A 14,924-nucleotide genomic window follows, 5' to 3' on the forward strand; every position below is an offset into this window, starting at 1 on the left:
GATCACTTCCAGTTATGTCCGATAATCGCACCGGCCACCCCACCGACCGCAGCCCCTTTACCATCGCCTACCAGCGCGCCAACGCCCGCGCCGACCAAGGCCCCGGTAAGAGTGTTTTTCTTCTTTTTGTCGTCTGCATGTACCGCAGTGGCCAATGCCAGTGAACATGCCGCGGCGAGTGTAAATATCCTGAAAACATTGCCTGAACTTGCCATTTCGGAACCCTCCTGTGAAATGACCTTTGAGGATGTTCACCCAGCCTAGCGGGGTCCATCGCGTGTGGCAACATTACGGTTCGGGATCAGATTTCTTCGATCTCCGATATCCCCTCGAGCGACTTCAGCGCGCCTTTGATTTCTGGGTTGATCGGAAATTCCCGGCCCAGATCCATCTCGACCTCGCCTGGCAGTCCGGGATCGAACAGACAAACATAAACAGGTCCCTTGGCCACCCTTTTAGCTGAAGCCTCTGCGCCTTCCAGTACCGTGGCCATGTTCGGCAAAACCTTCGAATCCTCGACAAACACACGCAAACCCGTTGCACCCGCATCGGCCACAACTGTATCAACCGGACCAACGGAACGGCCCAGCAGTTTCAGCTGATCGGCCTCCATGGTCGCTTCGGCCGTCAGTACCACCTGTGCGCCGGTTTCCAGAAACTCTCGGGATTTCTCCAGTGTTTCCGAGAATAACGTGACCTCGAATGCTCCGGTGGGGTCAGAGAGCTGGGCAAATGCGAACCGATTGCCGCGCGCTGATTTCCTTTCTTGCCGTCCGGCAACGACGCCTGCCATCTTGGCAATAAATGGGCCAGCGCGCGCCTTTTCAGTCACCTGATCCAGTGTCAGCACCTGTTTGCGCTTCAGGGCCGGCATATAGTCATCCAGCGGATGGCCAGACAGGTAGAATCCGATGGCCTTGAATTCCTCGCTCAGGCGTTCGGCAGGTAGCCAATCAGGCGAAGGGGACAGACGCGGTTCGGGCAGGTCATCGCCTGCCTCGCCAAACAGGGACACTTGGTTCGAATTCTTCTGCTCGTGAATCGCCGCCGAATACTGAACCAACGGATCAAGGCTTTCGAACACACGGCGACGATTTTTATCGAGCTCGTCAAAGGCACCGGCGCGAGCCAGCATCTCAAGCGGGCGTTTGCCGACCTTCTTCAGGTCAACACGGCGGGCGAAGTCGAACAGGTTTACGAAAGGCTTTTCGCCACGCCCCTCAACCACAAGATTCATTGCCTCGACGCCTACGTTCTTGAGCGCGCCCAGCGCATAGACCAAATGCCCATCGGCCACATCAAAGGTCGCTTGGGATCGATTTACGCACGGCGGAACATAGGGCAGCTGCAGCCCCTTGCGGACTTCCTCAAAATAGATCGCGAGCTTGTCGGTCAGATGGATATCGCAGTTCATGACACCTGCCATGAACTCGACCGGGTGGTTCGCCTTTAGCCAGCCGGTTTGATAGCTGACCACCGCATAGGCGGCGGCGTGGGATTTGTTGAAGCCATAGTTGGCGAACTTGTCCAGCAGGTTCCAGACTTCGGTCGCCTTGGCCTCATCCACATTGTTTTCGGCAGCACCTTTGAGGAACTTGGGCCGCTCTGCATCCATCGCCTCCTGAATTTTCTTACCCATCGCGCGGCGCAGCAGGTCCGCGCCCCCAAGGCTGTAACCCGCCATTTCCTGCGCGATCTGCATCACCTGTTCCTGATAGACGATGATGCCCTGCGTCTCATCCAAGATATGGTCGATGGACGGGTGCAGCGTGTCGCGTTCGCTAAGCTTGTTCTTGACTTCGCAGAACTTCGGGATGTTCTCCATCGGGCCGGGTCGATAAAGCGCGACGAGGGCGATGATATCCTCGATACAATCCGGCTTCATCCGCTTGAGCGCATCCATCATGCCCGAGGATTCAACCTGGAACACCGCCACCGTCTTGGCCGCCGAATAGAGTTTGTACGTCGCCTCGTCATCCAGCGGGATGGCGTTGATCTGATTTGTTGCCCCTTCGGCGGGTTCATAGAGTTCCGTGCCATCGGGAGCTATGTGAAGGTCACGCCCTGACTTAAAGATCAAATCCATCGCGTTCTGGATCACGGTCAGTGTTTTCAGACCCAGGAAATCGAACTTTACAAGCCCGGCCTGTTCAACCCATTTCATGTTGAATTGGGTCGCAGGCATGTCCGAACGCGGGTCCTGGTATATTGGAACCAGTGCATCCAGCGGCCGGTCTCCGATCACCACGCCGGCAGCGTGTGTCGAGGCGTTGCGCAGCAGCCCCTCGACTTGCTGGCCATATGTGAGCAGACGGTCCACGACCTCTTCATTGCGTGCCTCTTCCCTCAGGCGCGGCTCATCCTTCAGTGCCTTTTCGATGGAAACGGGTTTGACGCCTTCGACTGGGATCATCTTGGACAGGCGATCAACCTGCCCGTATGGCATCTGCAATACACGCCCAATATCGCGCACAGCCGCCTTCGACAGCAAGGCACCGAAGGTGATGATCTGCCCCACTTTGTCGCGCCCGTATTTCTGCTGCACGTAGCGGATAACCTCTTCACGGCGATCCATGCAGAAGTCGATATCGAAGTCGGGCATAGAAACCCGCTCGGGGTTCAGAAACCGTTCAAACAGAAGCGAATACCGCAGCGGATCAAGGTCGGTAATTGTCAGCGCATAAGCCACCAGTGATCCCGCACCCGAGCCTCGCCCCGGACCCACCGGAATGTCATGATCCTTGGCCCATTGGATAAAGTCGGCAACGATCAGGAAATAGCCTGGGAAGCCCATCCCTTCGATGATGCCAAGTTCGAAATCCAGCCGTTCCTGATATTCTTCAGGTGTCACGGCGTGCGGGATCACGGCCAGACGTTTTTGCAGACCCTCGTTGGCGATGCGACGCAGTTCGGCGACCTCATCATCTGCAAACTTCGGCAGGATCGGGTCGCGGCGATAAGCCATGAAGGCGCAGCGTTGCGCGATTTCAACCGTATTCTCGACGGCTTCGGGCAGATCGGCGAACAGCGTCACCATCTCCTGCTGCGACTTGAAATAGTGCTGCGCGGTCAGACGTCGGCGACCGTCCTGCTGGTCGACATAAGCCCCCTCGGCGATACAGATCAGCGCGTCGTGGGCCTCGTACATGTCCGAAGTCGGAAAATAGACGTCATTGGTGGCCACCAGCGGCAGGTTCTTGTCATACGCCATCTCGACATGACCGCGCTCGGTCAAGCGCTCGGCCTCAGGTTGGCCTCCTTCGCCAGGGTGACGCTGCAACTCAACATAAAGGCGATCCGGGAAAATCGCTGACAAACGATCCACCAAAGCCTCGGCAGCAGGGCGCTGACCTTGCTGTAACAGCAACCCTACAGGCCCGTCTGGACCGCCGGTTAAGCAGATCAAATCATCTGCTCGTTCCGCCAATTCGTCCAAAGTGACCTGCGGCAACTGCCCGCTTTTGTCTACATACAGGCAGGAACTGAGCTTCATCAGATTCTCATATCCCACCTCGGATTGTGCCAGCAGCACCAGCGGCGCGGGTGCTTTGGGCTTTTCTCCCGGCTGCGCCTGAACGTAACTGAGATCGACCTGACAGCCCATGATCGGTTGCACACCCGCCCCGCTGGCGGTGACCGAAAACTCTAAGGCCGAGAACATTGAATTGGTATCCGTCACCGCGACGGCGGGCATCTCCATCTTCTGGCACAGCTCCGGCAGCTTCTTCAGCCGCACGGCACCTTCCAGCAACGAATATTCAGTGTGAACGCGGAGGTGAATGAATCGGGGGTAACTGCTCATACAGGCTAAGCTATCTCAGCCAGCGACGTTGCAAAAGCGGGAACCGGCACCATCGAATGCCGAAAAAATCATCGGTGATTATTCGGCTTTTTCAGAAGGTGCTTCGGGCGCAGGAACGCACACCTTCCAAAAAAGTGTTTATTTTCAATTTATTAAGTTTCACACATACACGACAATCATGGGCCGCTCGGGTGCAATGGTGTATCATATAGGCAGTTTTTCTTGCCAGATAAGGTGCGCTGTTTCTAACATCTGACGGCAAGCTACCGCCCGCCACTCTTTCTACGTCGCATCGAAGGAGGGCCGAACGGGCGCAACCGGGTAACGCGACGGGTTTCTCGAATGAACATCACGTTTCTTCTGAACGGAGAGACAGTGGAGCTGCCGGATGTCGATCCGACGGCCACCCTACTGGACTGGCTGCGTGAAGATCGCGGTCTGACAGGCACCAAAGAAGGCTGCAACGAAGGCGATTGCGGCGCGTGCACGGTCATGGTGACGGACGAAGACGGTGCAAAAGCTCTGAACTCCTGCATCCTGTTCTTGCCCCAGCTGCATGGCAAAGCGGTTCGTACAGTCGAAGGGGCAAGCGGCCCGGATGGCGAAGCACATCCCGTTCAACAGGCAATGGTTGACCTGCACGGTTCGCAATGCGGTTTTTGCACTCCGGGTTTTGTCATGTCGATGGTCGCCAGTCATGCGACAGGCGCCACGGATCATGACACCCAGCTTGCCGGAAACCTGTGCCGCTGCACTGGCTATGCACCGATTATTCGCGCCGCGAAAGCGGTCGAGGACCGTCCCGTGCCAGTCTGGGTCAAAGACAAGCCACTCGCATCTTCTGCTGCGTCGCGCATGCTGCCTGAATCTTCCGATGAACTGGCAGCTGTATATGTTGAAAACCCGGATGCCACGCTGGTTGCCGGAGCAACAGATGTCGGCCTGTGGGTGACAAAGCAACTGCGCGACCTGGATCCAGTAATCTTCCTCAACCGTTGCGATGATCTCAAACAAATCACCATCACCGACGATGAAATTCGCTTTGGCGCAATGGTCGACATGAATCGGATGGGTGAGGCTCTGGCCGATCTTCACCCCTCTTACGCCGAAATGATCCGTCGCTATGCAAGTGTTCAGGTGCGCCATGCTGCAACGGTGGGCGGCAACATCGCCAATGGCTCGCCCATTGGTGACAACCCGCCTGCGCTGATTGCTCTGGACGCAACCCTTCATCTGCGCAAAGGCGACACCCGCCGGTCCGTTCCGCTGGAAGAGTTCTTTATCGACTATGGCAAACAGGACCGCGTTCCCGGTGAATTCGTCGAAGCTGTCAGTTTCCCCCGTCAGCTGGATCGCCTGAAGGCCTATAAACTCAGCAAGCGGTTCGATCAGGACATCTCGGCCGTCTGCGGGTGTTTCAACATCACCGTCTCGGTCGGCATCGTCACGCAGGCGCGCATCGCGTTCGGCGGCATGGCCGGCATCCCGAAACGGGCAACCCATGTCGAGGCCGCATTGGTCGGTAAACCTTGGGCGCGCGAGACGATTGACGCCGCGCTGCCTGCCTTTGCTGACGATTATTCACCACTCACGGACATGCGCGCCTCGGCCACCTATCGACTGGAATCCGCCAAAGCGATGCTCGAAAGATACTTCCTGGAAGATCAGGGTGAAGTGACCAATGTGCTGGAGGTATCGGCATGAGCGTGACCAAACCCCTCCCCCACGACGCAGCACCGCTGCACGTTTCAGGAACCGCGCGGTATGTGGACGATATCCCGACACCCAGGGACAGTTTGCATCTGGCTTTTGGCCTCAGCCCGATTGCCAAAGGCAAGATCACCGCAATGGACTTATCTGCGGTGAAGGCTGCCGAGGGCGTCGTGATGGTTATGGCTGCGGATGATCTGCCCTTCGCCAACGACGTATCGCCTTCGATCCATGATGAACCGCTACTGTCGGACGGCACGGTTCACTATATCGGCCAGCCGGTGTTTCTGGTCATCGCCAGCAGCCATCTGGCCGCCCGCAAGGCGGCCCGTTTGGGCAAGATCGACTATGCCGAGGAAACCCCGATCCTAACCGTCGAAGAGGCTCTGGCCGCCGACAGTCGGTTCGAAGACGGCCCGCGCATCTATGCCAAAGGTAATGCTGATGCGGCTATTGCAGGATCCGCCCATGTGATCGAAGGGTCATTCGAGCTTGGCGGGCAGGAGCATTTCTATCTGGAAGGTCAGGCCGCTTTGGCCGTGCCGAATGAAGGCGCGGATATGCTGGTTCACAGCTCGACCCAGCACCCGACTGAGATTCAACACAAGGTGGCCGATGCGTTGGGCGTTCCGATGCACGCCGTCAGGGTCGAGACGCGCCGTATGGGCGGCGGTTTTGGTGGCAAGGAAAGCCAGGGCAATGCGCTGGCCGTTGCTTGCGCGGTGGCCGCTCGCGCAACTGGCAAGGCGTGCAAGATGCGCTATGACCGCGACGATGATATGACCATCACCGGCAAACGCCACGCGTTCCGCATCGCCTATAAGGCCGGATTTGACGAGAACGGCCATATTCAGGGCGTCTCGTTCCACCACTACGCCATCTGCGGCTGGGCGCAGGACTTGTCCCTGCCCGTCGCCGACCGCGCGATGCTGCATTCAGACAATGCCTATCTGTTGCCAAATGCACGGATCGAAAGCCACCGGCTGAAGACCAACACCCAATCCGCCACCGCTTATCGCGGCTTCGGCGGCCCGCAGGGCATGGTTGGCATCGAACGCGTGATGGACCACGCCGCGTATGAGCTGGGTCTGGACCCGGTGGAACTGCGCCGCCGAAACTATTACGAACCGGCCCATGCGATTGCCGAGATCACGCCGTCCGAGAAGCCTTTGGGTCATCCCGACCCGCATGAGGACCTAACAAGCCGCGGCGCGGTCGAAACCGGGGACGCCCCCGTGCGCCCTCTGCCCGCTGGCGGCAATACCACGCCCTACGGAATGGAGGTCAGCGATTTCGAATTACACGGGATGACTCAGGCGCTACTGAAATCCAGCGATTACGAAACGCGCAAGGCCTCCATTGCGAAATGGAACGCCGAGAACAGCGTGATCAAGAAGGGCATTGCCTTTTCTCCGGTCAAGTTCGGGATTTCCTTCACGCTGACCCACCTGAATCAGGCAGGCGCTTTGGTGCATGTGTATCAGGATGGCTCGGTCCATCTGAACCACGGCGGTACCGAGATGGGTCAGGGCCTGTTCCAAAAGGTGGCGCAGGTGGCGGCTTCGCGCTTTGGCATCCCGCTGGAGATGGTCAAAATCACCGCCACAGACACGGCCAAGGTACCGAACACTTCGGCCACGGCAGCATCCTCGGGCAGTGACCTGAATGGTATGGCCGTGAAGGCGGCCTGCGATACGATCCGCGATCGAATGGCGGACTATCTGGCCGAGCGGCATCAGGCCGATCCGTCGACTGTCACCTTCTCTGATGGCCATATTTCGGTTGGCGCAGAACGCTACACCTTCGCTGAAGCTGCGGCGCTGGTCTATCAGGGTCGGATCAGCCTGTCGGCGACCGGTTTCTACAAGACACCCAAGATCGAATGGGACCGGATCGCCGGACGAGGCCGTCCGTTCTTCTACTTCGCCTACGGAGCGTCGGTCACCGAAGTGGCCGTCGACACTCTGACTGGTGAGAACCGCATTCTGCGCACCGATATCCTGCATGATGCCGGTGCTTCGTTGAACCCGGCGTTGGATATCGGGCAGGTCGAAGGCGGTTATGTGCAAGGCGCGGGCTGGCTAACGACCGAGGAACTGGTCTGGGACGGCACGGGCAACCTGCGCACACACGCACCCTCGACCTATAAGATCCCCGCCTGCTCAGATCGACCCGACGTATTCAACGTCGCACTCTGGAATGCCGAAAACCGTGAGGACACGATTTATCGTTCGAAAGCGGTGGGCGAACCGCCGTTCATGCTGGGTATTTCAGCATGGCTGGCCCTGTCGAATGCGGTCGCGGCCTGTGGAGAGGCCTACCCCGCTCTTGATGCACCAGCCACGGCTGAAGAGGTTTGGCGCGGCGTCCAAAAGATGAAGGGAGGCATCTGATGGGATTTGACTTGGAGGCTTTGAGGGAGGCGGTCAAAACCCACGGAACAGTGGTCCGGGTGGTCATCGCCGGCATCAAAGGGTCGTCTCCACGTGAAGTGGGGGCCGCGATGCTAGTCTGGAAGGACGGGCAAAGTGGCACCATCGGTGGAGGCACGTTGGAGTATCAGGCAACTGAAGCTGCGCGATCCCAAACCACCGCCACCCGACTAACGCATCACGCTCTTGGCCCCGACATGGGGCAATGCTGCGGCGGTGCAGTTTCATTGCTGAGTGAAGTATTTGATCATGAAGCGCTGAATGCACTGGACGATACCGTCATCGCGCGTTCGGCCTCGGGCGGAGAGATGCCGCTATCGGTCAAACGTCGGCTGGCGGCAGCGCGAGGACAGGGTGTCGCGCCCGAGCCCCAACTGATCGAAGGTTGGATGGTCGAACCCGTTCACAAACCGACGCGTAATCTGTGGATCTGGGGCGCAGGCCATGTAGGCCGGGCGCTGGTGGACGTTTTGTCCCCCCTACCCGATCTGGCAATCACCTGGGTCGATACCGGACCCGAGCGGTTTCCCGATGTGGTTCCAACCGGTGTAACCCCGGTTCCGACCGCAAAACCCGCCGAGCTGGTTCGCCACGCGCCAACCGATGCCGAGCATCTGGTGCTGACCTATTCGCACAATCTGGATCTGGAACTGTGCAACCGGCTGCTTTCGCACAATTTCCTCTTTGCGGGGCTTATCGGCTCGGCTACGAAATGGGCGCGATTCCGGTCGCGACTTGCAGCCCTTGGGCATCCGCCCGAGCGGATCAGCCGGATCACCTGTCCGATCGGCGATCCGGGCTTGGGCAAACACCCGCAGATGATCGCCGTTGGCGTGGCAGCGCAACTGTTACACCCCGCCCGACAGAACGAATTGAAGAAGGACCTGAGCGCGTGACCACTCCACTTCTGAGCTTGCAAGGGCTGACCAAAGCCTATCCCGGCGTCGTGGCCAATGATCAGGTGTCCTTTGACATCGGTGAAGGCGAAGTTCACGCGCTGCTGGGCGAGAACGGCGCAGGCAAATCCACGCTTGTCAAAATGATCTATGGGCTGGTGAAGCCCGACAGCGGCTCAATGCTGCTGCGGGGGCAGTCCTATGCACCGCCTGAACCGCGCGCCGCCCGTGCGGACGGGATCGCGATGGTGTTCCAGCATTTTTCGCTATTCGATGCGTTGAACGTCGCCGAGAATATCGCTCTGGGGATGGAGAACCCGCCCCCAATGGGTGATCTGGCCTCGCGTATCCGCGAAGTATCCGAAACCTACGGCCTGCCCTTGGACCCCTTCCGCACGGTTGGCGATCTGTCTGCAGGTGAGCGTCAGCGGGTCGAAATCATCCGCTGCTTACTGCAGGACCCAAAGTTGCTGATCATGGACGAGCCGACCTCGGTTCTGACGCCGCAAGAGGTTGAAATCCTTTTCGAAACGCTGAACAAATTGCGCTCGGAAGGGACATCGATCCTGTATATCTCGCACAAGCTGGAAGAGATTCGAACGCTATGCGACCACGCCACGATTCTGCGGCTGGGTAAGAATGTGGGCGAATGTGTACCAGCCGAAACCTCAGCGCGCGATATGGCTGAGATGATGGTGGGGTCAACCCTGCAGACACCTGAACGTTCCGGCCGGGAATTCGGTGACGTTGCGCTGGATGTCAGCGGATTGTCAGTGCCGTCGCCGTCGGAATTCGGAACCGCGCTTCGCAACGTCCACATGACCGTCCGCAAGGGCGAGGTTCTGGGGATCGGGGGTGTCGCGGGGAACGGTCAGGATGAATTGCTGGGTGTGCTTTCTGGCGAAATTCCGACCACCGCAGATGCGATCAAATTCAACGGTCAACCCATCGGCAAACTCGGCCCGACCGCGCGGCGTAAGCTGGGCGTTTTGACCGCGCCCGAAGAACGGCTGGGCCACGCGGCTGCCCCTGATATGAGCCTAACCGAAAACGCTCTGCTGACCGGGTCGGTCCGCGAGGGGCTGGAGAATAACGGCTTTCTGAAGTGGTCCGAGACCAAGAGCTTTGCCGAAAAGATCATCAGCGCCTTTGACGTGCGTACGCCGGGTCCTGAAAATGCCGCCCGGTCGCTGTCGGGCGGGAACCTGCAGAAGTTCGTGATTGGTCGCGAAGTGCTGCAAAACCCGGATGTTCTGGTCGTGAACCAGCCGACTTGGGGCGTGGATGCAGCGGCGGCGGCTTCGATCCGGCAGGCCATTCTGGATCTGGCGGCCAAGGGAACTGCGGTCATCTGTATCTCGCAAGACCTCGATGAACTGATGGAAATCTCAGATAGCTTTGCCGCCTTGAACGAAGGACGACTAAGCGCCCCGCGTGAAACTACGGGTCTGACGGTCGATGAGATCGGCCTGATGATGGGCGGCGCGCATGGCATGGAGGTGGCCCATGTCTAAACAGTTAAAAGAAAAGAGAAACGCGGGGGTATGAGCAAATGATTGTGTTGGAGAAACGGCCTCAGCCGTCCAAGGCGTGGTCTTATGCCACCCCTCTGGTCGCGGTCCTGGCGACGATGGTTTTTGGTGGCATCCTGTTCGCCATTCTGGGCAAAAACCCGGTCGAGGCTATTGGAACCATTTTCTGGGAACCCCTGTTTGGCGAGTTCGCCTTCTATTATCGACCGCAATTGCTGGTTAAGGGCGCGCCCCTGGTTTTGATCGCTATCGGCCTGTCTTTAGGCTTCCGCGCAGGTATCTGGAATATCGGGGCCGAGGGTCAGTACATTATGGGGGCCATTTTCGGTGCGGGTGCTGGTCTGGCATTCTATCCGCTGGATGCATTCTACATCTTTCCGATCATGGTGATTGCAGGCGCGTTTGGCGGCTGGCTATGGGCAATGATCCCAGCCTTCCTGAAAGTGCGCTTCGGTACCAATGAAATCCTTGTGTCGCTGATGTTGGTCTATGTGGCCGAACAGATGCTGGCCTCGGTCTCGCTAGGCCTGCTGAAGAATCCCGAAGGGTTCGGCTTTCCCGGTTCGCGCAATCTGCAATCCTACGACAGCGCGTATAATGCCGAGCTGATTGCGGGTTCAGGCATGCACTGGGGCGTAGTCACTGCCCTGATCGCTGTTATCTTTGCATATGTCTTGCTGAACCGGCACATGCTGGGCTTCCACATCCGCCTGACAGGTGAGGCCCCGCGTGCGGCGAAGTTCGCTGGTGTAAACCCTGCCCGCCTGATCTTGTTCTGTCTGGGTCTGGCCGGCGCGCTGGCCGGTCTTGCGGGGATGTTCGAAGTCTCGGGTCCTGCGGGTGTGGTCAGCATCGACTTCAACGTCGGCTATGGTTTTACCGCTATCATCGTGGCTTTCCTTGGCCGACTGCACCCGGTGGGCATCCTGCTGGCCGGAGGCCTGATGGCGTTGACTTATATTGGTGGTGAAATCGCCCAATCTCAGCTGGGTCTGCCCGCCGCAGCCATTCAGGTATTCCAGGGGATGCTTCTGTTCTTCCTGCTGGCATTCGATCTTCTGACAAACTACCGCATCCGTGCGGCCCGTAGCGAGGTAGCGTGATATGGACCTTGGTGAAATTAACCCCGTCCTTCTGGTCGCCTCGCTAATGGTGGCCGCAACCCCACTTTTGTTGGCCGCAATCGGAGAATTGGTGGTCGAAAAAGCAGGCGTCCTGAACCTCGGTGTCGAGGGCATGATGATCGTGGGCGCAATCAGCGGCTTCGCAATCTCAGTCGAGACCGGTTCGCCCTGGCTGGGCTTTATTGCGGCAGCAATCGGTGGCGCGGTGCTATCGCTGTTGTTTGTGCTGCTGACGCAGGTGGCGCTGGCCAATCAAGTTGCCAGTGGCCTGGCCCTAACATTGTTCGGCCTCGGGTTCAGCGCGCTGATGGGGCAGAGCTACGTAGGAATCAAGCCGCCCAGCATGGGTGAAATCCATATCCCGGTGATCAGCGATATCCCTGTTATTGGACCAATCCTGTTTCAGCACGACCCGATCCTCTACGTCGGAATTGCCCTGACGGCCGCCGTCTGGGCCACGCTGAAATACACACGCATCGGCCTGATATTGCGCGCCGTTGGCGAAAACCACGATGCGGCGCATGCGCTGGGCTACAAGGTCATCAAGATTCGCATCATGGCGATCCTGTTTGGTGGTGCTTGCGCTGGCTTGGGCGGCGCCTACATCAGCCTGATCCGCGTGCCGCAGTGGACCGAGGGCATGACTGCCGGTGTCGGCTGGATTGCCTTGGCGCTGGTGGTTTTTGCCAGCTGGAAACCATGGCGTGTCTTGCTGGGCGCCTATTTGTTCGGCGGCATCACTGTGTTGCAGCTTAATTTGCAGGCAGCGGGCGTTGCCATTCCTGTCGAGTATCTGGCAATGTCGCCCTACATCATCACGATCCTTGTGCTTGTGATCCTTTCGGCCGACAAGAGCAGCGCACCTGCCGCATTGGGCCGGACCTTCCATGCCTCGCACTAGGCGAGGCCAACTGAACCAACTTGGGGAGTAACACATGAAATTCACTACACTTTTGGCAAGCGCCGCAATGGCGCTGGGTCTGGCCTCGGGGGCCATGGCCCAAGACAAGACCAAAGTCGGCTTCGTCTATGTCGGCCCAGTGGGCGATGGCGGCTGGACCTATGAGCACAACAAGGGCCGTCTGGCCGTGGAAGAGCACTTTGGCGACAAGGTTGAAACCGTGTTCGTCGAGTCGGTGCCTGAGGGCCCAGATGCAGAACGCGTGATGACCCAGATGGCACTGGAAGGCGCGGACCTGATCTTCACCACCTCGTTCGGCTACATGGATCCGACCATCAATGTCGCGAAGAAATTCCCGGATGTGAAATTCGAGCACGCAACCGGCTACAAGACCGCCGACAACGTCTCGGTCTACTCGGCCCGTTTTTATGAAGGTCGCGCAGTCCAAGGCCACATCGCCGGTAAAATGACGGAATCGAATATCATCGGCTACATCGGGTCCTACCCGATCCCTGAAGTGATCCGTGGTATCAACTCAGCCTATATCCACGCCAAGAAGGTGAATCCGGATGTCGAGTTCAAGATCGTCTGGGCCTACACTTGGTTCGATCCTGCGAAAGAAGCTGACGCCGCCACAGTTCTGATCGAACAGGGCGCGGACGTGATCCTGCAGCACACTGACTCGACTGCACCGCAGGCAGCCGCGCAAGAGGCAGGAAACGTTGTCACCTTTGGCCAAGCCTCCGACATGAGCGAATACGCACCCTTCCCGCGTGTGTCTTCAATCATCGACGATTGGGCTCCCTACTACATCGCGCGGACCCAGGCCGTGATGGACGGAACATGGGAAAGTGCCAACACATGGGATGGCATCCGGGAAGGCATGGTAGCAATTGGTGAGATTTCGGACGCCGTTCCGGCTGATGTTAAAGAAGAAGCACTGGCGCTGAAAGCCGCGATGGCAGCCGGTGAATACCACCCCTTTACTGGCCCGCTGAAAAAGCAGGACGGCAGTGACTGGCTGGCCGAAGGCGAGACCGCCGATGACGGTACGCTGGCGGGCATGAATTTCTACGTTGAGGGGCTGGAAGGCGAAATCCCGCAGTAGAAACTGACCCGGAAACTAACAACAAGGCCCGCATGTTTTTTGCGGGCCTTTTTAGTCGCCCTGAGCCCAATCTGGACATTGACGAGTGGCTATGCGCATCGTGAAACATGTCGCTCACGGAAGACCTGAACCAAATTTTAGAAACTGCCCTGCCGACCGATCCCAGTTTTCGACAGATCGAAAAGGCCGTGATTGACGACTGTATTGGTGAAACCCGGCAATATGCCTCAGAGGGCTCTGTCGAAGCCTTCCTTTTGTCAGCGATGCGTTTATTGGCACTTCCCGGCAATGGGCACACACGGCTGATCCCGAATGATGCGATCGCGGTGCTACCGCTGAGATTCGTGAGCGTTGGACGTTCCGTTCAATTCATCGACGCGGCGCCAGAGATAGCCGCACCGCGAGGAGAGTTGATAGCGGTCAACGGCTCAGCTTTGAGCCAGATTGAAGCCACTGCAGAGAAATTTCTGGCGGGAACGTGCCAAAGGAAACGGGTCATCGGCCCGATTCTACTGGCTTGGCCGTACGCTTTGGCACGTTTGGGTTTTTCGTCAAACGGCGGCACGACCGAGTTCCGTGTGCAGGACGAAAATGGGCGGATAGCCAATCTGAAAGTGGCCAATGAACATACAGTTCCTGGATCGATGCTCTATCCGAGAAACGAGCACGGCAAGGCTGATCCAGCCTGGGAACCCGAGATATTTGTAGAGATAAAGGACTGGCAAGAGCTAGGGCTATCAATAGCGTTACCAAGCTTCTTTGATCCGAACGAAAATGCGCTGCCTAAAGCCATCTCAGCCGCGGTGGAATGCGTGCGCGCATCCTCGAACAAAACACTACTAATTGATGTTCGCGGAAACACTGGTGGCGACTTTCTTCTAACGATGCCCTTGATCGACGCGATCTCAGAAAGCGCAAACAAGCAGGTTGTTATGCTTGTCGATAAATTCACGTTTTCCGCAGCGATAGTGTTTGTAGCCATCCTCAAACATCGATTGGGAAACAGGCTCAAACTCATTGGTGAGGAAATGGGTGATGCGCTGACGTTCTTTGCCGAGGGCGGATTGCTCGAATTGTCGACCAGCGGAGCGGTTGTTCGATACTCATCAGCCTTTCACGACTGGAAGAATGGAACGACTGACGATACCACGCCGCCCGAAATCGCAAGAAAAATCGTACCTGCGGGATCACTGAACTTGGATTTGGAATGGATCGAAAGACCTGCAGTTGAAGATGCACCAACCGAACTCCATCAACGAGTTCTCAAAAGCATGAGCAAATCGCTAGACAGCCGCTAAGTCTGCATAGCTGCATTCCAAGAAAGCAAATGCTGCACGCGCGGCGAAGGTCTACTTGGTGGCCAGTCTTATTGGCGACCCAACACCATCGGCCCGTGGGCAATATTAACCACGAGCGTTT

At 57.9% G+C, this 14,924-nt stretch carries 10 protein-coding genes; 8 read left to right on the top strand and 2 right to left on the bottom strand.

The genetic code is table 11. The features are described from left to right. Positions 1-2 precede the first annotated feature (2 nt). Together I5192_RS11370 and dnaE are read right to left on the bottom strand one after the other, a co-directional pair. Positions 3-215: a YMGG-like glycine zipper-containing protein gene (locus tag I5192_RS11370; RefSeq protein WP_170392486.1), complete on the bottom strand. Its 213-nt coding sequence runs from the start codon at positions 213-215 to the stop codon at positions 3-5. Positions 216-301: 86 nt separating this feature from the next. Further along, positions 302-3,802 (bottom strand): DNA polymerase III subunit alpha, encoded by a 3,501-nt coding sequence (gene dnaE, locus I5192_RS11375; protein ID WP_223116869.1) that lies wholly within the window; start codon positions 3,800-3,802, stop codon positions 302-304. A gap of 342 nt (positions 3,803-4,144) precedes the next feature. On the opposite strand from dnaE, the gene xdhA reads away from it, so the two are divergent. The 8 genes from xdhA to I5192_RS11415 all read left to right on the top strand — a co-directional run bounded on the left by xdhA (position 4,145) and on the right by I5192_RS11415 (position 14,803). Next, positions 4,145-5,506, top strand: coding sequence for a xanthine dehydrogenase small subunit (gene xdhA / locus I5192_RS11380; protein ID WP_223116870.1), 1,362 nt, complete (start codon positions 4,145-4,147; stop codon positions 5,504-5,506). Then, positions 5,503-7,905: a xanthine dehydrogenase molybdopterin binding subunit gene (gene xdhB / locus I5192_RS11385; RefSeq protein ID WP_223116871.1), complete on the top strand. Its 2,403-nt coding sequence runs from the start codon at positions 5,503-5,505 to the stop codon at positions 7,903-7,905. The genes xdhA and xdhB overlap by 4 nt, the downstream gene beginning before the upstream one ends. After that, positions 7,905-8,840 carry a xanthine dehydrogenase accessory protein XdhC gene (gene xdhC, locus I5192_RS11390; protein WP_223116872.1) on the top strand — a complete coding sequence of 312 codons (936 nt, stop codon included), beginning with the start codon at positions 7,905-7,907 and terminating at the stop codon, positions 8,838-8,840. The genes xdhB and xdhC overlap by 1 nt, the downstream gene beginning before the upstream one ends. After that, positions 8,837-10,354, top strand: coding sequence for an ABC transporter ATP-binding protein (locus I5192_RS11395; protein WP_170512676.1), 1,518 nt, complete (start codon positions 8,837-8,839; stop codon positions 10,352-10,354). The genes xdhC and I5192_RS11395 overlap by 4 nt, the downstream gene beginning before the upstream one ends. A gap of 38 nt (positions 10,355-10,392) precedes the next feature. Beyond that, positions 10,393-11,475, top strand: coding sequence for an ABC transporter permease (locus tag I5192_RS11400; RefSeq protein ID WP_170392492.1), 1,083 nt, complete (start codon positions 10,393-10,395; stop codon positions 11,473-11,475). A 1-nt stretch (position 11,476) separates the two neighbouring features. Continuing rightward, positions 11,477-12,397 (top strand): ABC transporter permease, encoded by a 921-nt coding sequence (locus I5192_RS11405; RefSeq protein ID WP_170392493.1) that lies wholly within the window; start codon positions 11,477-11,479, stop codon positions 12,395-12,397. Between the two features lie 34 nt (positions 12,398-12,431). After that, positions 12,432-13,505: a BMP family ABC transporter substrate-binding protein gene (locus I5192_RS11410; RefSeq protein WP_170392494.1), complete on the top strand. Its 1,074-nt coding sequence runs from the start codon at positions 12,432-12,434 to the stop codon at positions 13,503-13,505. 107 nt (positions 13,506-13,612) lie between these two features. Continuing rightward, complete coding sequence (locus I5192_RS11415) at positions 13,613-14,803, top strand: peptidase S41 (protein ID WP_223116873.1); 1,191 nt, start codon at positions 13,613-13,615, stop codon at positions 14,801-14,803. Positions 14,804-14,924: the final 121 nt, after the last annotated feature.

The sequence above is a fragment of the Ruegeria sp. SCSIO 43209 genome (genome assembly GCF_019904295.1).
In the GTDB taxonomy this organism is placed as follows: Bacteria; Pseudomonadota; Alphaproteobacteria; order Rhodobacterales; family Rhodobacteraceae; genus Ruegeria.

Coding starts and splice junctions, on each gene's coding strand:
- I5192_RS11415 (WP_223116873.1), top strand. CDS start 13,613: ATGTCGCTCACGGAAGACCTGAACCAAATTTTAGAAACTGCCCTGCCG.
- I5192_RS11400 (WP_170392492.1), top strand. CDS start 10,393: ATGATTGTGTTGGAGAAACGGCCTCAGCCGTCCAAGGCGTGGTCTTAT.
- I5192_RS11370 (WP_170392486.1), bottom strand. CDS start 215: ATGGCAAGTTCAGGCAATGTTTTCAGGATATTTACACTCGCCGCGGCA.
- I5192_RS11410 (WP_170392494.1), top strand. CDS start 12,432: ATGAAATTCACTACACTTTTGGCAAGCGCCGCAATGGCGCTGGGTCTG.
- xdhB (WP_223116871.1), top strand. CDS start 5,503: ATGAGCGTGACCAAACCCCTCCCCCACGACGCAGCACCGCTGCACGTT.
- dnaE (WP_223116869.1), bottom strand. CDS start 3,802: ATGAGCAGTTACCCCCGATTCATTCACCTCCGCGTTCACACTGAATAT.
- xdhC (WP_223116872.1), top strand. CDS start 7,905: ATGGGATTTGACTTGGAGGCTTTGAGGGAGGCGGTCAAAACCCACGGA.
- xdhA (WP_223116870.1), top strand. CDS start 4,145: ATGAACATCACGTTTCTTCTGAACGGAGAGACAGTGGAGCTGCCGGAT.
- I5192_RS11405 (WP_170392493.1), top strand. CDS start 11,477: ATGGACCTTGGTGAAATTAACCCCGTCCTTCTGGTCGCCTCGCTAATG.